The sequence below is a fragment of the Oerskovia enterophila genome (assembly GCF_001692445.1).
GTDB classification, from domain to species: Bacteria; Actinomycetota; Actinomycetes; order Actinomycetales; family Cellulomonadaceae; genus Oerskovia; species Oerskovia enterophila.
The window spans coordinates 28,866-49,645 of record NZ_MAQA01000022.1; the positions used below are offsets into that span (position 1 = coordinate 28,866).

A 20,780-nucleotide genomic window follows, 5' to 3' on the forward strand; every position below is an offset into this window, starting at 1 on the left:
GGCGGCGACGGGGGGCTACCGCCCGGCTACCGCCCGGCTACCGCCTCCTGCGCGAGCGCCCACCGGTAGCCCTCGTCGCGCGCGATCAGCTCGGCGTGGGTGCCGCGTGCGAGCACGGTCGCGGGGCTCTCGGGGTCGGCGTCGTCGGTCCGGCCGAGGAGCAGCACCTCGTCGGCCGCGGCGAGCGCCGAGAGCCGGTGGGTCGCGACGACCACGCCTCGCCCGCCCGTCCGGGTGGTCTCCACGAGGTGGGTGAGCAGCTCGTCGGCGGTCGCCGGGTCGAGGTGCTCGGCGGGCTCGTCGACGAGCAGCAGGGGAGCGGGGGCCAGCAGGGCGCGTGCCACGAGGAGCCGACGGCGCTCCCCGCCCGAGATGGTCGTCGCGTCCGGTCCGAGGGTCGTGCCGACGCCGTCGGGCAGTCCCGCGAGCCACTCGCCGAGCCCGACCTCGACCAGCGCGGCCTCAGCCTCGTCCGGGGTGACGTCGCCGCGGGCGACGCGCAGGTTCTCGAGCAGCGTGGTGTCGAAGACGTGCCCGTCCTCGGCGACGAAGACGACCTGGTGCGCGACGTCGTCGGGCGGCAGGGACGAGATCGGGGAGCCGTCGAGGCTCACGTGTCCCGCGACCTGCGGGATGAGACCCGCGGTCGTCATGAGCAGGGTCGTCTTGCCGACGCCCGAGGGGCCCACGATCGCGACCGCCCGCCCGGGGCTGACCGTGAGGTCGATCCCGGTCACCGCTGCGCGACCGTTCCAGCCGCACGAGGCGCCGGCCACGGTGATCTCGGGGACGGGGGCCACGGCTTCCGAGGTGTCAGAAGTGGCCCGGGGGATGGCCCGGTGTGCTTCTGCCAGGTCAGCGGGGCCGGGGTTCGTGGCAGAGACCGCGGTGGACCCGGTGGACCCGTCGTTCCCCGCGAGCACCTCGGTCCCGGCCGCCGCGTCGAGCAGCTCCATGATGCGCCGCGCGGCCTGGCGCGACCGGTGCATCTGCACGGCCGCGGCGGGCAGCACGCCCGCGGCCTCGAACACCGCGAGCGGCGTCAGGACGATCACGGCGAGCTCGACCGGCGCCAGGGTCCCCGCCGCGACCGCCGGGATGCCGAGCAGCAGCGACGCGAGCACGGCGAGCCCGATCGCGGCGTTGTTGATCGCGGCGGCCGTGCCCGAGGTCCGTGCCCCGGAGTCGGTCACCGCGGCGAGCTCACGGTCGGTGCGCCGCAGCGCGTCCATGCGCTGGGAGAGCCGACCCGAGACCGTGAGCGGTCCCGAGCCCTCGAGCGTCTCGAGCACCGTGGACGTCATCTCGGCGCGGGCGGCCGCGCCGCGCTCCTCGGTGCGGCGCGCGGCCCGCGCGGAGAGCCAGGGGCCCAGGACGCCTGCGAGCAGGAGGCACAGGAACAGGGCGACGCCCGCCGAGGGCAGGAACACCCCGACCAGGATCACCGAGCCCGCGGACACCACGAGGGCCACGCCCGCGGGGATGATCGCGCGCACGACGACGTCGCCCACCGAGTCGACGTCGGCGCCCACGCGCGCGAGCAGGTCGCCGCGACGGACACCCGCGACCGCGGCTGTCCGCCCGGAGGCCAGCGAGGTGTAGACGTTGGCGCGGAGCGAGGCCATGCCGCGCAGCGCGACGTCGTGCGAGGCCAGTCGCTCGAGGTAACGGAAGACCCCGCGCGAGATACCGAACGCGCGCACGGCCACGGTCGCGACCGAGAGCTGGAGCACGGGAGGCATCTGCGAGGCGCGCGCGATGAGCCACGCCGCGACGGCTGCGAGCCCGACCGAGCTGGCCAGCGCGAGCGAGCCCAGCCCGATCGCGCGCGCGGCGCGTCCCCAGCTCACGTCGAGGAGCCGCACGGCGCGCCACAGGGGATCGGCGCCCGCGCCGTCGGCCGTGCCGGCGCCGCGGACGGGAGAGTCGCGGGACGTGTCGAGGGCGCTCATGCGACGGCTCCGGTCGAGGTGGGTGAGGAGGTGGGAGCGTCGGCAGCATCGCCGGGGGTCGGGGGCAGCGCGGCCGAGGAGACCGTCACGACCTGGTCGGCGAGGTCGACGAGGCTCGTGCGGTGCGCGACCACGACGACCGTGCGCCCCTGGTCGCGCCAGGCCCGGACGGCGTCGAGCACGGCGCGCTCGCCGCGCGCGTCGAGGTGCGCCGTGGGCTCGTCGAGCACCACGAGCGGCACGCGCGACGGGTCGCCCAGCAGGGCCGCTGTGAGGGCCACGCGCTGACGCTGGCCCACGCTGAGCCCCACGCCGCCCTGGCCGATCGGGGTCGCCCAGCCTTCGGGCAGGACGTCCAGCACCGCGTCGAGCCCCGAGAGCCGCGCGGCCTCCGCGAGGTCGTCGTCGGAGACCTCGCGCCCGTCGAGCACGACCTCGCGGACAGTTCCCGGCGTGAGCGTGGGCCGCTGGGGCACCCACGCGACCTGCGGCCACCACGTGGCAGGGTCGAACTCGGCGAGATCGACGGGCTCGCCGTCGCGAGGGGTCACCACGACGCGCCCGGCGTCGGGCGCGAGCAGCCCGAGCAGGACCAGCGCGGTGGTCGTCTTGCCGGACCCGCTGGGCCCGGTCAGGGCCACCACCGTGCCCGACGACGGAGCGCCCGACGCGGAGCCCGCCTCGCCGCGCGAGGGACGGGAGCCGAACGTCGTCGTGAGCGCCGCGGGGGCGAGCACGTCGCGGTCTCCCGCGCGCACGCTCACCCCCTCGAACGTGATCCGAGCACCGGCCAGGGAGGGCGCGGGCGTGGTGCCGACGGGACGAAGCGGTTCGTCGAGCACCTCGAACGCCTGGTTGGCCGCGGCGATCCCGTCGGTCGAGGCGTGGAAGTGCATCCCGACCTGGCGCAGCGGCAGGTAGACCTCGGGGGCCAGCACCAGCACGGCGAGCGCGGGCTCGAGCCCGACCTCGCCGTACACGAGGCGCAGCCCGATCCCGACCGCGACGAGCGCGACCGACAGGGTCGTGAGCAGCTCGAGGACCATGCCGGACAGGAACGCGACGCGCAGCGTCCCCATGGTGGCCCGGCGGTTGGCGTCGCCGAGCGCCCTGACCCGCTTCTCGGGCCCGTGCTCGCGACCGAAGGCGCGCAGCGTCGGCAGCCCGGCCATGAGGTCGAGCACCTGGGAGCCCAGGCGCTGCATGACCTTGAGCCGCCGTTCGGACGTCCCCGCCGTGAGCTGGCCCACGAGGATCATGAAGACCGGGATGAGGGGGATCGTGACCGCGATGATGATCGCGGAGATCCAGTCGAGGCCCAGGACCACCGCGAGCGTCGCGGGGGTCACGGTCGCCGCGAGCAGGAGCTGCGGCAGGTACCTGACCATGTACGGCTCGAGGTCGTCGAGCCCGCGCGTCGCGAGCGTCGCGACCGCCGGACCGCGGCCGGTCGCCAGCCAGCGGGGCCCGAGGGCCACCGCATGGCTGACGACCTGCTCGCGGAGCTCCGCGACCGTCTTCGTGGCGGCCTTGAGCGCGAACCGCTCCTGCGCCCACGCGACCCCGGCGCGCACCGCCACGACCGCAGCGAGCAGCGCGAGGGGAGTGCCGACGTCGGGCAGCGAGAGGCTGCCCTGGATCGCGGGGGCCAGGACGCTCGCGATGAGCAGCGCCTGCGCCACGACGAGCCCGGCCGTCACGAGGCCGAGCACCGCCGTGAGCACGACGTACCCGCGGGCCGCCCGCGCCTGGCGCAGGAGCCGTGGATCGAGGGGCTTCACTCGGAGGTGTCCCCGGTGCCGCGCTTGCGCGAGCCCGACGACGTCGCGCCCGTCCCGGTGTCCTTCTCGTCCTCGGCGGGGGTCAGGTCGAGCGACCTGGCACTGCCCGACGACGGGCCACCGAACGCGGCGTCCTTGATCTTGGTGAGCGACAGGCCGATGGGCGGCGGGATGTCCTTGGTCGAGAGGCGGCGACGGAACACCCAGTAGGTCCACGACTGGTAGAGCAGCACGACCGGGACGAGGATCACGGCGACCCAGGTCATGACGGTCAGCGTGTACTGCGTCGAGGACGCGTTGTCGATGTTCAGCGAGTTCGCGGGGTCGTGGGCCGGCATCACGTCGGGGTACATGGACCCGAAGATCAGGACGGTCGCCGCGAGGATCGCGAGCGCGGAGAACAGGAACGCCCAGCCCTCACGCGCCTTGGCGTTGGCGATGACGACGCCGACCAGGGCGAGAGCCGCGACGACGACCGCTGCCCACGTCCACGGCACCGAGTAGGCGACCTGGGCCCACACGGCCCAGCCGCCGGCCACGACGACCGCGGCGACCGAGAAGTACCCGGCCAGGCGGCGCGCCTTGACCCGCACCTCGCCGTCGGTCTTGAGGGCGATGAAGACCGCACCGTGCATGAGGAACAGCACGAGCGTCGTGAGGCCTCCGAGGAGCGCGAAGGGGCTGAGCAGGGCCCAGAATCCGCCGACGTACTGGTGCGCGGCGTCGAGCTCGACCCCGCGGACGAGGTTGGCGAACGCGACGCCCCACAGGATCGCGGGGATCCACGAACCGAAGATGATCGCCTGGTCGCAGCGCGCCCGCCAGCGGTCGTCGTTGATCTTCCCGCGGTACTCGAACGCGACACCGCGCACGATCAGCGCGAGGAGGATCAGCAGCAGCGGGATGTAGAAGCCCGAGAACAGCGTCGCGTACCACTCGGGGAACGCCGCGAACGTCGCGCCACCCGCCGTGATGAGCCAGACCTCGTTGCCGTCCCAGACCGGGCCGATCGTGTTGATGATGAGCCGGCGCTCGGTGTCCTGCTTCGCCTTGTCCTTGTTGCGGGACAGGATCGGCATGAGCATGCCGACACCGAAGTCGAATCCTTCGAGGACCAGGTAGCCGATCCACAGGATCGCGATGAGCACGAACCAGAGAATGGTGAGTTCCATGAGTACTGGGTCTCCTTGAGCCGTCAGAGCGCGTCAGTACGCGAAGGACAGGGGGCGTTCGGACTCGTCGGTCGAGTCCGGGTCGTCGGGGTCACCCTTGGCGCGCGCCTCGGGGGAGTCGTCGTGCACGGACTCCGGCACGCCCTCGACCGTGTAGCGGTGGATGAGCTTGAACCAGACGACCGCGAGGGCCCCGTAGACGAGCGTGAAGACGATCATGGAGGTCAGCACCACGCCCGGGCCGACGACCGTGGACACGCCGCGCTCGGTGAGCAGGCGGATCGAGTCGATGCCTGACGGGTTGGGGGCCACGACCCACGGCTGACGTCCGGTCTCGGTGAAGATCCAGCCGAACGACGACGCGATGAACGGCATGGGGATGGCCCAGATCCCGACGCGTGCGAACCACTTGTTGTCGGTGACCTTGCCCTTGCGGGTGAGCCACAGCGCCATGAGCGAGAGCGCGATCGAGCCGACCGCGAACCCGATCATGAGGCGGAAGCTCCAGTAGGTCAGGCCGAGGTTGGGGGAGTAGTTGACCGGCTCGCCGTCCGCGGTGACGTCGCCGTAGCGCTCGGTCATGGACTGCTGGACCTCGTCGACGCCCGGCAGCGGGGCCGTGAAGCTGCCCTTGGCGAGGAACGACGTCATGCCGGGGATCTCGAGGATGTGGTTGACGCCCTCGCACGAGTCGGACAGGTCGCCGATCGCGAGGATGGAGAACGGCGCGCCGTCGGGAGAGCTCTCGCACAGGGCCTCGGCGGCTGCCATCTTCATGGGCTGCTGCTGGAACATCAGCTTGGCCTGGAAGTCACCGCTGACCGCGACGCCGAGCCCCGCGATGATCATGGTGATGACGCCGAGCGTGATCGCCGGACGGTAGACGCTGCGGGCGAGATCGATGTTCTCGGCCTTCTTGGTGCGCACCAGACGGACCATCCACCACGCGGCGATGCCGGCCACGAACGTGCCCGCGGTGAGGAACGCAGCGGCCACGGTGTGCGGGAACGCCGCCCACAGCGTGTTGTTCGTGAGCACCGCGCCGATGTCGTTCATCTCGGCGCGGCCGGTCTCGGGGTTGTAGATGGTCCCGACCGGGTGCTGCATCCACGAGTTGGCCGCGAGGATGAAGAAGGCGGAGAGGTTCACGGCGATCGCGACCGCCCAGATGCACGCGAGGTGCACGCGCTTGGACAGGCGGTCCCAGCCGAAGATCCACAGGCCGAGGAAGGTCGACTCGATGAAGAACGCCGCGAGCGCCTCCATGGCGAGCGGGGCACCGAAGACGTCTCCGACGAAGCGCGAGTACTCGCTCCAGTTCATGCCGAACTGGAACTCCTGCACGATCCCCGTCACGACGCCGATCGCGAAGTTGATGAGGAGCAGCTTGCCGAAGAACTTGGTGAGCTTGAGCCACCGCTCGTTCCCCGTGCGGACCCATGCGGTCTGCATGATGGCGACGAGGGGAGCGAGCCCGATCGTCAGCGGCACGAAGATGAAGTGGTAGACGGTCGTGATGGCGAACTGCCACCTCGCGAGATCGAGGACGTCCACAAACGCTCCTGGGGGGTTTCCTGGGGGCTACCGGGGGATTCTGAGGGTGAGCTCAGGGCAGGGTCAGCAGTCGTACTCCTGACGCTATGACCAATCTGCACCATCGGCGAGGCAGGGAAGCGCCAAAACTCTCGGGAAACGACAGTTTGTGAGAACCTTCACAAGGTCCGGATCGGGACCTTGGTCCTCTGGACGACACGGCACCCGACCCTGTACCTGCCCATCTGATCGACCTCGGCTGTGCGATACTTGACCAAGCCGGGGGGACCACATCTCCCACTGGCCCAGTACGTGCTCGTCGCAACCGCGATCCGCGGCTCGCGGAGCGCCGCCGACCGGGATGAATGGCCCGGACGGCGAGGCGCCCCCCGCCGCTCGCCCTTGCTCGAGCCGCCACCGCCGACTTCCGTCGCGGGGACGACAGCGCTGTGATGCGCACGCCCCGGCCGACGACTACCGCCCGAGGGGCCGCACGATGTGGGGGCGATCCTTCGGGGTACCAGGAGCGCATCGCGTGACCCTCGACAACACCCCTGACACGACGAGCTCGTCGAACGGTCAGGACGCAGCACCCGCCAAGAAGCCGGCCCGACGACGGGTCACTCGCACCACGGCGGCCCCCGGCACCCCGGACGCACCGTCCGCAGCCCAGATCACCCTCCCTGCCGTCACGTCGCCCGCTCAGCCGCCCGCGGCGAACCCCTCTGCGCCCACGGGCTCGCTCGGCATCGAGCTGCCCACGGCCGAGGCCGCGCCGCGCCGCTCGCGCCGTGTCGTACGACCGACCACCACGCCGGTCGAGGCGCCCGCCGCTCCAGCGACCGCGGAGCCGGTCGCCGAGAAGGCTCCCGCGCAGGAGCCGGTCGTCGAGAAGCCTGCCGCCGAGAAGGCCGTGTCTGCCCCCGCCGTGCAGGACGCCCCGCCCGCAGCCCCGCGTCGCGGCGGCAAGCGCGGCGCCGCAGCCCGTGCCGCCGCCGACGCGCCCGTGCTGGACGTGCTGTCCGAGCTCGGCCTGGCGCCCGCCGCAGAGCAGGACGCCCCGGCCGAGAAGCCGGCCCGCGCCCGTCGGACCCGCAAGCCTGCCGCGGAGGCCGCCGTCACCGAGGCGGTTACCCCTGTCGAGCCCCCGGCCCCCGAGGTCACTGCTCCCACCGAGCCCGACGCTCCCACCGAGCCCGCCGCACCGCGGGCCGCCACGCGTCGCCGGGCGACGCGTTCGAGCGCTGTCGAGGCGGCCCCGGTCGAGGCGCCCGCCGCCGTCGAGGAGCCGGCCGAGGCCGCGCCGGTCGAGAAGGCCCCGGCCAAGCGTCGCCGTGCGACCTCGAAGACGGCCACGACCGCCGCGCCGGCCGAGGCCGTTGCCCCGGTCTCCGAGGCCCCGGCTGCCGAGGCTCCGGCCGAGCCCGCCGCGCCCAAGGTCCGCTCGCGCCGCGTCAACAAGGTCTCCGCGGCCCAGGCTGCTCAGGCCGCTGCCGCTCCCGAGGCCCCCGCCACGGAGTCCGCTCCCGCGCCGTCGACCGCGTCGACCGGCGGCGGCTCCGCGACGCCGCGCCTCGCGACGACCGCGCTGCTCTTCCAGGCTCCCGACCCCGCCGCTGCGCCTCGTCGCTCGCGTCGCGTCGTGCGCCCCACGACGTCCCCGTTCGCGGCGGACGCCATGCCGAGCTTCGCCACGCCGACCGCCCGGACCCCCGAGGAGCCCGCGGCCCCGGCCGAGGCCCCAGCGGCTCGCGTCGAGCCGGCTCGCCGGGCCCCGGTCGCCGAGCAGGCTCCCGAGCCCGCCGTCGAGCAGCGGACGGAGGCTCCGGCGCGCACCCGCGGCGGACGCGGACGTTCTGCCCGTCGTGGCGCGGGGGCTCCCGCGTCGGCAGGCAGCACCGCAGCTCCGACCACCCAGCCCGCAGCCGAGGCAGCACCGGTCGCCGCACCCGAGGTGGCCCCGGCCGCTGCGGAGATCGTGCTCGTGGGCGCGGACCTCGCCGCGGTCGAGGAGATCGAGCTGATCGAAGCAGAGCTCGTCGCCGAGGGCGTCGAGATCCCGGCCGACGCGCTCGAGCTGGACGACCTCGACCTCGTGGTCGAGGGTGACGACGTCGCCGAGCTCGCACCCGCCTCCGACGTCGAGGAGGACGACGCGCCGCGTCGCCGTCGTCGCCGCGGTGGACGCGGCCGCCGTTCGCGCGGTGGCGAGTCGCGAGCCGACGGCACCGAAGGCTCTGACGGTGACGAGTACGGGGACGACGAGTCCTCGCACGAGCAGCAGGCGTCGTCCACCGACGCGACCGACGCGGCCGAGCCCTCGGTCGAGGCCGAGGACCAGCACGACGAGCACACCGACGAGCACGACGGCGAGGAGGGTGCCGGTTCGAGCCGTCGCCGTCGTCGTCGCCGCCGTGGCGGTCGCCCCGAGTCGGGCGACAGCGCGGGCGTCACGGTGACGACCTCGTCGTCGAGCCGCACGCGGACCCGCGAGCGCAGCAGCAGCGTGTCCGACGAGGTGACCGCGCTCAAGGGCTCGACGCGCCTCGAGGCCAAGCGCCAGCGCCGTCGCGAGGGCCGCGACGCGGGCCGCCGCCGCCAGATCATCACCGAGGCCGAGTTCCTCGCGCGCCGCGAGTCGGTCGAGCGGGCGATGGTCGTGCGCGAGAAGAACGGTCGCACGCAGATCGCGGTGCTCGAGGACGGCGTGCTCGTCGAGCACTACGTCTCGCAGCAGTCGCAGGTCTCGATGGCCGGCAACGTCTACCTGGGCCGTGTCCAGAACGTGCTGCCCTCCATGGAGGCCGCGTTCATCGACGTGGGCAAGGGCCGCAACGCGGTCCTGTACGCCGGTGAGGTCAACTGGGACGCGGTCGGCCTGGACGGCCAGCCGCGCCGCATCGAGCAGGCGCTCAAGTCGGGCGACTCGGTGCTCGTGCAGGTCACCAAGGACCCGATCGGCCACAAGGGTGCGCGCCTCACGTCGCAGATCACCCTCGCCGGCCGCTACCTCGTGTTCGTCCCCGGCGGCGGCATGACGGGCATCTCGCGCAAGCTCCCGGACACCGAGCGCGCGCGCCTCAAGAAGATCCTCCGCGAGATCGTCCCCGAGGGCTCGGGCGTCATCGTCCGCACCGCCGCCGAGGGGGCGAGCGAGGACGAGCTGCGCGCCGACGTCGAGCGCCTGCAGGGCCAGTGGGAGGCGATCGAGAAGAAGTCGAAGTCGGCCTCTGCCCCGGCGCTGCTCCAGGGCGAGCCCGACCTCGCGATCCGCGTCGTCCGCGACATCTTCAACGACGACTTCAGCTCGCTCGTGGTCTCGGGCGACAACGCCTGGAACGAGATCTCGAGCTACGTCGCCGAGCTCGCGCCGGACCTCAAGGAGCGCGTCTCGCGCTGGACGTCGGAGAAGGACGCCTTCTCGGCGCACCGCGTCGACGAGCAGCTCGCCAAGGGCATGGACCGCAAGGTCTGGCTGCCCTCGGGCGGTTCGCTCGTGATCGACCGCACCGAGGCCATGACGGTCGTCGACGTCAACACGGGCAAGTTCACCGGTTCCGGTGGCACGCTCGAGGAGACCGTGACGCGCAACAACCTCGAGGCCGCCGAGGAGATCGTCCGCCAGCTCCGTCTGCGCGACATCGGCGGCATCATCGTCATCGACTTCATCGACATGGTGCTCGAGTCCAACCGTGACCTCGTGCTCCGTCGCCTCGTCGAGTGCCTGGGCCGTGACCGGACCAAGCACCAGGTCGCCGAGGTCACCTCGCTCGGCCTGGTCCAGATGACCCGCAAGCGCGTGGGGCAGGGCCTGGTCGAGGCGTTCAGCGAGACCTGCGACCACTGCAACGGTCGCGGTTTCATCGTGCACACCGATCCGATCGAGAAGTCGGGCGGCTCGAACAACGGCGGCGGGCAGCAGCACCAGCACGCTCCGGCGCCTGCCGTTCCGGCAGCGGAGGAGCCCGCCGCAGAGGCGGAGGGCTCGCGGTCGCGCTCGCGCCGCAAGCGTGTGACCAAGGAGAGCACACCGGTCGCCGCGGCTCCCGCGGTGCCGGTCCTGCCCGAGGTCACGTCGGAGGCCCGCGAGGCCGTCAAGGCCACGCTCGCGACGATCGCCGCAGCAGCGGCGCACGCCCACGAGCACGAGCACGACGGCGTCGCACCGGTCGAGGAGACCGTCACCTCGGAGGTCATCACCGAGGCCGAGGCCGAGACCGAGGTCGTGGGCGTCGAGACCGTCCTGACGGACGTCGAGGCCGTGCAGGGCGCCCCGGAGGTCGCCGACGAGGGCCAGTTTCCGGTCTCGGGAGCAGAGTCCGGAGCGGCAGTCGAGCCTGGAACGACAGTGGAGGCTGACGCCGAGCCGGCCACCGCTGGCGACGAGGCTGCTGGGGAGCCTGCGCCGACGGCTGGGCTGAACGACGAGGAGACGGTCGCGGACGACGAGTCGCGCGACGACTCCTGACCTGCTGAAGGACACGTGACGGCGAGGGACCCGCGGGTGCCGGTCTACGGCGTCGGGCATGCTGCCCGGCTCCGAGGCTGGCGGCCCGCGGACCTCGCCGTCTTCCGTGAGTGGCTGCGGCCCCATCACGAGTGGCACGACTGGGACGGGCCGTACTACCCCGTGCCCGACGACGCGCAGGCAGACGCCCGCGTCGCGGCCCTGGCTGCGGCCCCTGCCGGGGCGGCGGACGGGATGCCGCCTCGGACCGTCGTGGTCGCCGACGCCGACGACCGGTTCGTGGGGACCGTCTCCTGGTACTGGGAGTCGCAGGAGACGTCGTGGGCGCGCATGGGCGTCGGGGTCTACGACCCGGCCGTCCGTGGGCGGGGGATCGGGCGCGAGGCGCTCGCCCTGTGGACCACCTACCTGTTCCAGGTGACCGACTGGGGTCGGCTCGACTTCGCGACGTGGTCGGGGAACCTGCCCATGCTGGGGGTCGGACGCAGCCTCGGGTTCGTCGAGGAGGGACGCTTCCGCGATGCGCGGATCGTGCGCGGGGAGCGGTACGACGCGGTGGTCATGGGGGTGCTCCGCAGCGAGTGGGAAGCACGCGCCTGACCTTCGGCGGGCCCGTGTCGGACGCCGGTGCTGTACTGGCCCGGTGGAGGACGTGAGGCGGGGACGGGTCGAGGTCATCAGCGGGCCCATGTTCGCGGGCAAGACCGAGGAGCTGCTGCGGCGTGTGCGCCGTGCGCAGATCGCGGGGCGCCGCGTCGAGGTCGTGCACCACGAGCTCGACGACCGGCGCGGCGAGGGCGTCGTCAGCTCGCACTCCGGTCTGGACATCCCGTCGCGTCCTGCGGCATCGGCAGCCGAGATCCTGGACCGCCTCGACCCGTCGGTCGAGCTCGTGGCGGTCGACGAGGCCCAGTTCTTCGGGCCGGACCTCCTCGACGTCGTGCAGCGCGGTGCCGACGGCGGCCTCGTGATGATCGTCGCGGGCCTCGACGTGACGTTCGACGGCCGGCCGTTCGAGCCCATCCCGGCCCTGGGTGCCCTCGCCGAGCGTGCCGACCGTCTCACGGCCGTCTGCACGGTCTGCGGCGAGGACGCCCCCTTCCACGAGCGCGTCGTCGCCGCCGCGGACGGGGACGCCCTGACGGCGGGTGCGGAGCACGTCGGCGGCCTCGAGTCCTACCAGGCGCGGTGCCGGGTCCACTTCTCGGCGGCGCGCTGGCGTACGGGCACTCCCGGTGCAGCGGCTCCTGACGACCCGACGGTCACGAGCCGATGAGCGGGACAAAGCTGTAGGTGCCGTGCCGGCTCGTGACGGTGCCCGTCAGGTGCTGCTCGACGAGCACCAGGACGTGCTGCACGGGGATCACGAGGCGCCCGCCGATCGCGACCTGGTCGACCAGCTCCTGCGGCAGGACCTGGGCGGCCGCCGACACGAGGATGCGGTCGTAGCCGCCCATCGTCGGGCGCCCCAGGAGTCCCGGCTCTGCGACCTCGATCCGCGCCCAGGACATCGGGTAGCTCGCGAGGTTGGAGGCCCCCCACTCCGCGAGGTCCGGGTCGATCTCGACCCCCACGACGCTGCCACCCGGGCCGACGAGGTGAGCCAGCAGCGCGGTCGTCCACCCCGAGCCTGACCCCACGTCCAGCACGCGCGCCCCGCGCGGCACCTGGAGCAGCCGGAGCGTGTCGGCGACAGTCCGTGGCTGCGAGTTCGTCTGCCCGTGCCCGATCGGCAAGGGTCGGTCGTCGCGCGCGTACGGGCGCTGGTTGCGCGGCAGGAAGCGCCGCCGGTCGATCGCCGACATCGCTGCTGCGACGTCGCGCGCGGTGGTCTCTTGAACCCTGTGACCGTTCGGCACGTCGGATCGCCTCCTCGGGACCTGCTTCCAGGGTAGGACGACGAGGCGCCGGAGGGGCGGGCAGCCGGCCCGGCGGACGGTAGGGTCCCGCACATGACGGGACGGGCAGCGGGCGGGCGCAGGTCGGCGCGGAGGGGACCGGGTGCGGTCGGTCGGGTGCTCGCAGGAGCCGTCGTGTGCGCGGTCGGTGCCGGGGTGCTCGTCGGGTGCGGTCCGGGCGCGCCCGAACGACAGCGGGTCGAGTGGATCCTGGTGTCCGAGGAGGGGGCGTCACTCGACCTCGGGGTCTACGCCGGCGGCAGCACGTGCACCGACGACGAGGGCATCGAGGTCGAGGAGGGCGCGGAGAGCGTCGAGGTCCGGGCGTACGTGCTCCGCACCAGGGGCCAGTGCAGCGAGGACTTCGGGGTGCGGCAGGTGACGGTCGAGCTCGAGGAACCGCTCGGTGAGCGCGAGCTCGTCGGCTGTGCCGGCGACGCCGTGCCCGTGAAGGGCTGGGGCTACCCGGACGAGTCCGGCTGTGCCGAGCCGCGACCAGGCCTGGTGCCGGGGGCGATCGACGTGCCGGTCGGCTGACCTGCACCGACGTGGTGCGCGAGGCGGGACTCGAACCCGCACGTCCGAAGACACCAGGACCTAAACCTGGCGCGGCTGCCAATTACGCCACTCGCGCGCCCGCACAGTCTACGGGCGTGCGAGGGGTGCGTCGTTCGTCGGCTCGCCGGGTGTGGCACCGGCCCTGACCGGGGCGCTCGGCGACTGCCCCGGACGCCCCGGACGCCGACGGGCGGCCTACTTCTTGGGGTCGAGGCCCAGGTCGCGGCGCAGCTTGGCGACGTGGCCCGTGGCCTTGACGTTGTACTGCGCGAGCGCGACCTTGCCCTCGGGGTCGACGACGACGGTCGAGCGGATCACGCCCGTCACGGTCTTGCCGTAGAGCTTCTTCTCGCCCCACGCACCGTAGGCCTCGAGCGTCGCCCTGGACTCGTCGGACGCGAGGGGGAACGTCAGCAGCTCCTCCTCGGCGAACTTCACGAGCTTGGGCAGCGGGTCCGGCGAGATGCCGACGACCTGGTAGCCCGCGCCCTGGAGCGAGGCGAGGGAGTCGCGGAAGTCGCACGCCTCCTTGGTGCAGCCGGGCGTCGACGCGGCCGGGTAGAAGTAGACGATCACGGAGCTGCCGCGCAGCTCGGAGAGCGTCACGGAGCCGCCGTCGGCGGTCGGGAGGGTGAAGTCGGGGGCGTCGTCTCCGACGGCAAGGCGCGTGCTCATGGGACTCCTCGGGAAGCGTTCACGGATCCCTCCGAGCGTAGAGGACACCGGTAGCGTGGTGGGCGTGAGCACGACGAACCCCAGCACCAGCGACAGCCCGGCGCCCGAGCCGGCCCCCACCCCGCGCGAGCGCGCCTCCGGGAGCCCGGCGGCGCCGTCGGGCAGCACGCCCGAGCGCCTGCCGCTGCGCATGCTGCACGACCGCCTCCTCGTCCTGCCCGAGGTCGACGCGTCCGAGCGGCAGTCGTCCGCGGGGCTCGTGATCCCCGCCACGGCCGTGGGGCCCAAGCGGCTCGCGTGGGCGCAGGTCGTCGCGACCGGGGAGAACGTCCGGCACGTGCGCCGCGGGGACCGCGTGCTGTTCGACCCCGAGGAGCGCGCCGAGGTAGAGCTGGGCGGCAAGAGCTACGTGCTGTTGCGCGAGAAGGACGTGAGCGCCGTCTCGCAGCCCGAGGAGAGCGACGGCAAGACCGGGCTGTACCTGTAGGTCCGGGGGCGAGGAGAGGCCGGGCGACCCTGCACGAGGGCGGTTGTCGTGCAGGTCACAGGCCCGCCCGGCCTCCTGATTTGTCTCTACCGGGCCTGTTCAGTAGTGTTTCTTCTCGCGCGCCATTAGCTCAATTGGCAGAGCAGCTGACTCTTAATCAGCGGGTTCATGGTTCGAGTCCATGATGGCGCACCACGATCACGGCCCCGGAGACGGGGTCGTCGTGACGTCCGACCAGCACCACCCAGCAGCACCAGCGCGCCATTAGCTCAATTGGCAGAGCAGCTGACTCTTAATCAGCGGGTTCATGGTTCGAGTCCATGATGGCGCACCACACGAAGGCCCCTCACCTGCGGAGACGCGGGGAGGGGCCTTCGGCGTTCCCGCCCGCCGCCGCGCGGCCGGCCCCCTCACGCCCTTCCTTGCAGGCCGCTGGTGAGACACGTTTCACACCCCGTACGTCGTCGGCTATGGTCGCCGGTGTGAACCTGCTCACCGCGCACACCTGGTGGCCCGACCACTGACGGTCGGACGCTGTGGCGTGCTGACCGAGCCCGACGACGGGCGGTCCAGCAGGTCTCCCGGAGTGGATCGCCCGGAACGTGCCCCCGCACGTGCCCATCCACGAAGGAGAGTCCCTTGACGACGTCCCCCGTCTCCACCCCCGCGGCGCCCTCGGCCCCCGCGACCCCGACCGCGCGCTCGCTCGAGCCGCTCGGTGTCGAGATCCCCTCCACCGTCCCGACCCACTGGTACAACCTCAACGCGGACCTGCCCGAGCCCGTGCCGCCGCACCTGCACCCCGGCACGCTCGAGCCGCTCGTGCCCGCGGACCTGGCCCCGCTGTTCCCCATGGCGCTCATCGAGCAGGAGGTCAGCACCGAGCGCTACATCGAGATCCCGCAGACGATCCGTGAGATCTATGCGATGTGGAGGCCCGCGCCGCTCATCCGCGCACACCGCCTCGAGCGCGAGCTCGGCACGCCCGCCCGCATCTACTACAAGTACGAGGGCGTGAGCCCGGTCGGCTCGCACAAGCCGAACACGGCGATCGCGCAGGCGTACTACAACGCGATCGAGGGCACGACGCGGCTCACGACCGAGACGGGCGCGGGGCAGTGGGGGGCCTCGCTCTCGATGGCCGCGGCCCTGCTCGGCCTGACGTGCGAGGTGTGGCAGGTCCGTGCGTCCTACGACTCCAAGCCGTACCGCCGCTTCCAGATGGAGGCCTACGGGGGCGTGTGCCACTCGTCGCCCTCGGAGCTGACGGCGTCGGGGCGTGCGATCCTCGCGAGCGACCCGGACACCACGGGCTCGCTCGGCATGGCGATCAGCGAGGCCGTCGAGGTCGCGGCGCAGGACCCGCAGGCGCACTACTCGCTCGGCAGCGTGCTCAACCACGTGATGCTGCACCAGACGGTCATCGGGCAGGAGGCCCTGGTCCAGCTCGAGGAGGCGGGCGAGACGGGCGCGGACGTCGTGTTCGGCTGCGCGGGCGGCGGGTCGAACCTCGCGGGGCTCACGTTCCCGTTCCTGGGGCGCAACCTGCGCGAGGGCACGACGACGCGGCTCGTCGCGTGCGAGCCCGCGGCCTGCCCGTCTCTCACCCAGGGCGAGTACCGCTACGACCACGGTGACGTCGCGGGGCTCACGCCGCTGCTCAAGATGCACACGCTCGGCAAGGACTTCGTACCGCCCGCCATCCACGCGGGCGGCCTGCGCTACCACGGCATGTCGCCCATGGTGTCGCACGCCGTGAACCTGGGGCTCATGGACGCGGTTGCGATCGACCAGGACGAGGCGTTCCGGGCGGGGCTCGAGTTCGCCCGGTCCGAGGGCATCATCCCGGCGCCCGAGTCGACGCACGCGGTCGCGGCGGCGATCGCCTACGCGCGCACGGTCACGGAGCCCGAGGTCGTCGTGATCGGGCTCTCGGGCAACGGTCAGCTCGACCTGCCGGCGTACGCGCAGTACGTGTGACGTCGTCGGGCAGCGAGCGCTCGGGCGGGGCCGCCCGTTCCGTCCTCGCTGCCGCCGGCGCCGTCGAGGCGTAGCCCCCCGCGCGTGAGGCGGGCCTCCAGGAGGTCTGCCTCACGCGCGCCCGGGGTCCGCCCCGGGGCCCGCCTAGACTTGTCGGGTGCCCGAGACCCTCGATGAAGCCCGCGAGCAGGGCTTCCGTACCGACATCGTGTCCTTCGTCCGTCGCAGCGGCCGCCTCAACCCCCGCCAGCAGCGCGCGTGGGACGAGCACGCCGCGCAGCTCGTCGTCGACGTCCCGCGCGCGGAGGCCCGGACCTCCGTGGACCCGGCCTACGTGCTCGACGTCGCCGCGACGTTCGATCGTGAGGCTCCGCTCGTGGTCGAGGTCGGGTCGGGCCTGGGCGAGGCCGTGGTCCACGCGGCCGAGGCGACCCCGGAGCGTGACTTCCTGGCCGTCGAGGTCTACACGCCCGGGCTCGCGCAGACCGTGCTGCGGGCGACCCAGCGCGGGCTGACGAACGTGCGCCTGCTGCAGGCCAACGCGGCCGAGGTGCTCACCACGACGCTCCCCGAGGGATCGGTCGACGAGCTGTGGGTCTTCTTCCCGGACCCGTGGCACAAGGCCCGGCACCACAAGCGTCGCCTCGTCACGCCCTCGCTCGCGGAGCTCGCTGCGCGCGCGATCCGCCCCGGCGGCACGTGGCGGCTCGCGACCGACTGGGCCGAGTACGCCGACCAGATGCTCGAGGTCATCGGAGCGAACCCGTCGTTCGTCAACGTCCACGGGGTCGGGGCGGTCGCGCCGCGCTTCGAGGGGCGCGTGCGCACGAGCTTCGAGGGCAAGGGGCACGCCGCGGGCCGCTCCATCACGGACCTGGAGTTCCGCCGGGTCTGAGTGCGGCTCGGGCCGGTCCGGCAGGGCGCGCTCCCGCCAGAAGTGAGCGGCCGCCCCTGACCGGCGCCGAGCAGGGGCGAGAATGCGCTTCTCGGCGAGGGGCCGCGCGACCTAGGCTCCGGTCATGCCTACGACCTCCCTGCCCGACGGCGCCGCTCACCCCGGTCAGCCGGCTCCCGTCCTGGTCGTCACGGGGGCCATGGCCTCCGGGAAGTCGACCGTCGCCGAGGCCCTGGCCCGCTCGTTCCCGCTCGCGGCGCACGTGCGCGGGGACATGTTCCGGCGCTTCGTCGTGAGCGGCCAGGCCTCGATGGACCCTCCGCTCTCGCCCGCTGCGCGCGCCCAGCTCGACCTGCGGCAGTCCCTCGCGGCCCACGCCGCGGACACCTACGCGGCCGCGGGGATCACCGCCGTGGTCCAGGACATCCTCCTCGGGCCCGACCTGGCCCGGTTCACGGCGAGCCTGCGCACCCGGCCGCGCTACGCCGTCGTGCTGACGCCCGACGCGGCGACCCTCGCGGCGCGCGACGCCGCCCGGCACAAGCAGGCCTACGGTGCCTGGACCCCCGAGGAGTTCGCCGAGGCCGCCCGCGAGACCCCGGGCGGCCTGCACCTCGACACGACGGGGTGGACCGTCGCCGAGACGGTCGCACAGATCCTCGACCGTCTCGACGAGGCGCGCGTCGCCTGAGCGGCCGGCAGCCGAGCTGGCCGCCCCGTCGCTCGGCGAGCCGACCGCCCGACGCGCAGCCCCGCGCCCTCCGGGTCACGATGGGAGGCATGAGCAGCAGCGACCCCCGGACCCAGGCCACCCCCGACGAGACGTTCGACGTGATCGTGATCGGCGGTGGGCCCGTCGGCGAGAACGCGGCCGACCGCGCGAGCCGCACGGGCCTGAGCGTGGCCGTCGTCGAGGCCGAGCTCGTCGGCGGCGAGTGCTCCTACTGGGCGTGCATGCCGTCCAAGGCGCTGCTGCGCCCCGGAGCAGCGCTCGCGGCCGCGCGCGCCGTGCCGGGCGTCGAGGCGAGCCCCACGCTCGACCCCGGCCCGATCCTGGCGCGCCGCGACGAGATGGTCTCGCACTGGGACGACTCGGGGCAGGTCCAGTGGCTCGACGGCGCCGGTATCTCGCTCGTGCGCGGCCTGGGGCGCCTGGTCGGGCCGAGGCTCGTCGAGGTCAGCCCCGAGGACCCCGACGCCGACGTCGACGACCTCCCCGCGACCCGGCTGCTCGCGGCGCGGCACGCCGTGATCGTCGCGACGGGCAGCGTGCCCGTCCTGCCCGACACTCCCGGCCTCGCCGAGACCGACCCGTGGAGCAGCCGCGAGGCGACGAGCGTGCAGGACGTCCCGGCCTCGCTGGTCGTGATCGGCGGGGGAGTGGTGGGGGTCGAGATGGCCACGGCCTTCACGGACCTCGGGTCGAAGGTCACGCTGCTCTCGCGCGGCCGTCTGCTCGGGCGCTCGGAGCCCTTCGCGAGCGAGGCCGTCGCGGCGGGCCTGCGCGCGATCGGGGTGGACGTCCGGCTGGGGGTCAGCGTCACGGGAGCGACGTCCCTGCCCGACGGCGGAGCGCGCCTCGCGTACGACGGCCCCCAGGGCAAGGGATCGGTCGCGGGCGCGCAGGTGCTCGTCGCGACCGGTCGGGTGCCGCGCACGGGGGACCTGGGGGTCGAGGCGGTCGGGCTCGAACCCGGGAAGGGGCTCGCGGTCGACGACCAGCTCGAGGTCCAGGGCGTCGAGGGCGGCTGGCTCTTCGCGTGCGGCGACGTGACGGGACGGGTCGCGACCACGCACCAGGGCAAGTACGAGGGCAGGGTCGTCGGCGACGTGGTCGCGGCGCGGTTCGGGAAGGTCCGGCCCGAGGAGGCACGGGCCGCGGGGGCGAGCGGCTCGGCGGGCGAGGCCCCCGAGCCCTGGAGCCGCTATGCCGCGACGGCGGACCACGGAGCCAAGACGCAGGTGGTGTTCACGCGTCCCGAGGTCGCGTCCGTGGGGCTGACCGAGGCCGAGGCGAAGAAGGCGGGCCTGCCGGTCCGTGCGGTGTCCTACAAGCTCGGCTCGGTGTCCGGGGCCGTGCTCGTGGCCGAGGGCTACGAGGGGACCGCGCAGATCGTGGTCGACACCGAGCGCCAGGTGATCGTGGGCGCGACGTTCGTGGGCCCGGACGCGGCGGAGATGCTGCACGCCGCGACCATCGCGATCGTCGGGCAGGTGCCGCTTGCACGCTTGTGGCACGCTGTGCCCGCCTACCCGACGATCAGCGAGGTCTGGCTACGGCTGCTCGAGACCTACGGCTTGTGACCGTCTGCCGCGAGCAGCCGCCTACTCGTCAGCCGAGCTGGCCGTCCGAGGAGAACACGAGGCCGAGAACGATCTCGCCCTGCAGGAGGGCGGCCTTGGTCAGCGGGCCGCCCACGTCGAGGTTGACGAAGTTGGTGATGTTGAGCCCGTACTTCTCCTCGAGACCGGGCTCGCAGAACGCGCGCTCGGGGCACTCGGGGCCGGCCCCCAGCGTGATGCCCCCGGGGCAGGCCTCGGCGAGCTCGCTGAGCGTCGAGACGTCGTGCTCCTCGGCGAAGGCCGTCGTGACGGCGAACGCGTTCTGGTCCTGGGCCGACGACGGCTCGCCGAACGTCAGGCCCTTCTGCGCACCGAGCTCACGCAGGGCCGCGACCGTGGTGTCCAGGTCGCCGCTCGCGAGGGGTTCGGCGTCGGGGCCGTTGATCTCCTTGTTGAGGAACTCGGTGAGCGTGCCCACGTACTCGGGGAACACGCTCAGCTGGCCCGACTCGAGCGCGGGCAGGTACGTCTCGCGCGCGTCGACGGTCTGCACCGTGACGTCGTACCCGCCCGAGCGCAGCACGGCCGCGTAGATCTCCGCGAGCGTCGTGCTCTCGGAGAAGTTCGCGGCCCCCACGACCAGGGACGTGCCCGTCCCCGGGGTGTCCTGGGCAGCGAGGCCCTCGTCCTCGACGAACTTCTGGGCCACCTGGGAAGAGGTCTGCCGCTCGACGTCGACGGCCTTGTTGAGCGCGATGAGCTTGTCGGTCGTCAGGGCCGCGGACACGGTGTCGAGGAGCTCGAGGACCGCGGGCTGGTTCGCCACCGCGGCGGCGTTCGCCGCAGGGATGATGTTGTCGACCGTCTGAAGGTGCTTGTCGTCCTCCAGGACGACGAGCGCGTCGCCCGCGACCGGTTCGCACGCGGCGCCGCTCGCTGTGGACGTCGAACCGCCGGAGGTGTTCCCTCCGGTACCGGAGGAGCCGGCCTCGCCGCACGCCGCGAGGGCCAGGACGAGGAGGGCGGAAGCGGACAGGGTGCGAAGGGTGGTGGATCGCCGTGACATGTGTGTCGGGGCCTCTCGATCGTCGGCTCGCA

At 73.1% G+C, this 20,780-nt stretch carries 16 protein-coding genes and 3 tRNA genes; 11 read left to right on the forward strand and 8 right to left on the reverse strand.

Going from position 1 to position 20,780, the window contains the following annotated elements; genetic code table 11:
* Positions 1-26 precede the first annotated feature (26 nt).
* From cydC to OERS_RS10460, 4 genes are read right to left on the reverse strand one after another with little or no spacing between them, the layout of a single operon-like run.
* A complete protein-coding gene (gene cydC / locus OERS_RS10445; protein WP_083201370.1) occupies positions 27-1,952 on the reverse strand; it encodes a thiol reductant ABC exporter subunit CydC in 1,926 nt (641 codons plus the stop codon).
* Positions 1,949-3,733 carry a thiol reductant ABC exporter subunit CydD gene (cydD, locus tag OERS_RS10450; protein ID WP_068625712.1) on the reverse strand — a complete coding sequence of 595 codons (1,785 nt, stop codon included), beginning with the start codon at positions 3,731-3,733 and terminating at the stop codon, positions 1,949-1,951. Before cydD ends, cydC begins: the two co-directional genes overlap by 4 nt.
* Complete coding sequence (gene cydB, locus OERS_RS10455; RefSeq protein ID WP_083201371.1) at positions 3,730-4,905, reverse strand: cytochrome d ubiquinol oxidase subunit II; 1,176 nt, start codon at positions 4,903-4,905, stop codon at positions 3,730-3,732. The genes cydD and cydB overlap by 4 nt, the downstream gene beginning before the upstream one ends.
* Before the next feature lie 33 nt (positions 4,906-4,938).
* The gene (locus OERS_RS10460; protein WP_068625713.1) at positions 4,939-6,459 is read right to left on the reverse strand and encodes a cytochrome ubiquinol oxidase subunit I; all 1,521 of its coding nucleotides are present in this window, start codon (positions 6,457-6,459) and stop codon (positions 4,939-4,941) included.
* Between the two features lie 514 nt (positions 6,460-6,973).
* Here OERS_RS10460 and OERS_RS10465 point away from each other — a divergent pair.
* The 3 genes from OERS_RS10465 to OERS_RS10475 are packed head-to-tail and all read left to right on the forward strand — an operon-like array spanning position 6,974 to position 12,182.
* Entirely contained in the window at positions 6,974-10,906 is a 3,933-nt protein-coding gene (locus tag OERS_RS10465; protein WP_068625714.1) for a ribonuclease E/G, read from the forward strand.
* Positions 10,907-10,921: 15 nt separating this feature from the next.
* Positions 10,922-11,506 carry a GNAT family N-acetyltransferase gene (locus tag OERS_RS10470; protein ID WP_235534212.1) on the forward strand — a complete coding sequence of 195 codons (585 nt, stop codon included), beginning with the start codon at positions 10,922-10,924 and terminating at the stop codon, positions 11,504-11,506.
* A gap of 43 nt (positions 11,507-11,549) precedes the next feature.
* On the forward strand, positions 11,550-12,182 hold the full coding sequence (locus OERS_RS10475; RefSeq protein ID WP_191803095.1) for a thymidine kinase: 633 nt from the start codon (positions 11,550-11,552) through the stop codon (positions 12,180-12,182).
* Here OERS_RS10475 and OERS_RS10480 read toward each other — a convergent pair.
* Positions 12,169-12,765, reverse strand: a complete 597-nt coding sequence (locus tag OERS_RS10480) for a protein-L-isoaspartate O-methyltransferase family protein (RefSeq protein ID WP_318244484.1) — start codon at positions 12,763-12,765, stop codon at positions 12,169-12,171. The two genes, OERS_RS10475 and OERS_RS10480, sit on opposite strands and share 14 nt — an antisense overlap.
* A 93-nt stretch (positions 12,766-12,858) precedes the next feature.
* On the opposite strand from OERS_RS10480, the gene OERS_RS10485 reads away from it, so the two are divergent.
* Positions 12,859-13,341: a hypothetical protein gene (locus tag OERS_RS10485; protein WP_139107781.1), complete on the forward strand. Its 483-nt coding sequence runs from the start codon at positions 12,859-12,861 to the stop codon at positions 13,339-13,341.
* A 12-nt stretch (positions 13,342-13,353) separates the two neighbouring features.
* On the opposite strand, the gene OERS_RS10490 is transcribed toward OERS_RS10485, so the two are convergent.
* Positions 13,354-13,438 (reverse strand) — tRNA-Leu (locus tag OERS_RS10490).
* 119 nt (positions 13,439-13,557) lie between these two features.
* Positions 13,558-14,037: a thioredoxin-dependent thiol peroxidase gene (gene bcp, locus OERS_RS10495; RefSeq protein WP_068625717.1), complete on the reverse strand. Its 480-nt coding sequence runs from the start codon at positions 14,035-14,037 to the stop codon at positions 13,558-13,560.
* A 190-nt stretch (positions 14,038-14,227) separates the two neighbouring features.
* Here bcp and OERS_RS10500 point away from each other — a divergent pair, with 190 nt between their 5' ends.
* The 7 genes from OERS_RS10500 (at position 14,228) to OERS_RS10530 (ending at position 19,703) form a co-directional block, all read left to right on the forward strand.
* Positions 14,228-14,524 carry a GroES family chaperonin gene (locus OERS_RS10500; protein ID WP_056648953.1) on the forward strand — a complete coding sequence of 99 codons (297 nt, stop codon included), beginning with the start codon at positions 14,228-14,230 and terminating at the stop codon, positions 14,522-14,524.
* A 119-nt stretch (positions 14,525-14,643) separates the two neighbouring features.
* Positions 14,644-14,719, forward strand: a tRNA-Lys gene (locus tag OERS_RS10505).
* A 63-nt stretch (positions 14,720-14,782) separates the two neighbouring features.
* A tRNA-Lys gene (locus tag OERS_RS10510) sits at positions 14,783-14,858 on the forward strand.
* A gap of 305 nt (positions 14,859-15,163) precedes the next feature.
* On the forward strand, positions 15,164-16,504 hold the full coding sequence (locus OERS_RS10515) for a TrpB-like pyridoxal phosphate-dependent enzyme (RefSeq protein WP_068625718.1): 1,341 nt from the start codon (positions 15,164-15,166) through the stop codon (positions 16,502-16,504).
* Between the two features lie 157 nt (positions 16,505-16,661).
* The gene (gene trmB / locus OERS_RS10520) at positions 16,662-17,399 is read left to right on the forward strand and encodes a tRNA (guanosine(46)-N7)-methyltransferase TrmB (protein ID WP_068625719.1); all 738 of its coding nucleotides are present in this window, start codon (positions 16,662-16,664) and stop codon (positions 17,397-17,399) included.
* A gap of 124 nt (positions 17,400-17,523) precedes the next feature.
* Entirely contained in the window at positions 17,524-18,090 is a 567-nt protein-coding gene (locus tag OERS_RS10525; protein ID WP_068625720.1) for an AAA family ATPase, read from the forward strand.
* An 89-nt stretch (positions 18,091-18,179) separates the two neighbouring features.
* Positions 18,180-19,703, forward strand: a complete 1,524-nt coding sequence (locus OERS_RS10530) for a dihydrolipoyl dehydrogenase family protein (RefSeq protein WP_068625721.1) — start codon at positions 18,180-18,182, stop codon at positions 19,701-19,703.
* A gap of 28 nt (positions 19,704-19,731) precedes the next feature.
* Here the strand turns inward: OERS_RS10530 and OERS_RS10535 are convergent, their stop codons facing one another.
* Entirely contained in the window at positions 19,732-20,748 is a 1,017-nt protein-coding gene (locus OERS_RS10535) for a glycine betaine ABC transporter substrate-binding protein (RefSeq protein ID WP_056648492.1), read from the reverse strand.
* Between the last annotated feature and the right edge of the window lie 32 nt (positions 20,749-20,780).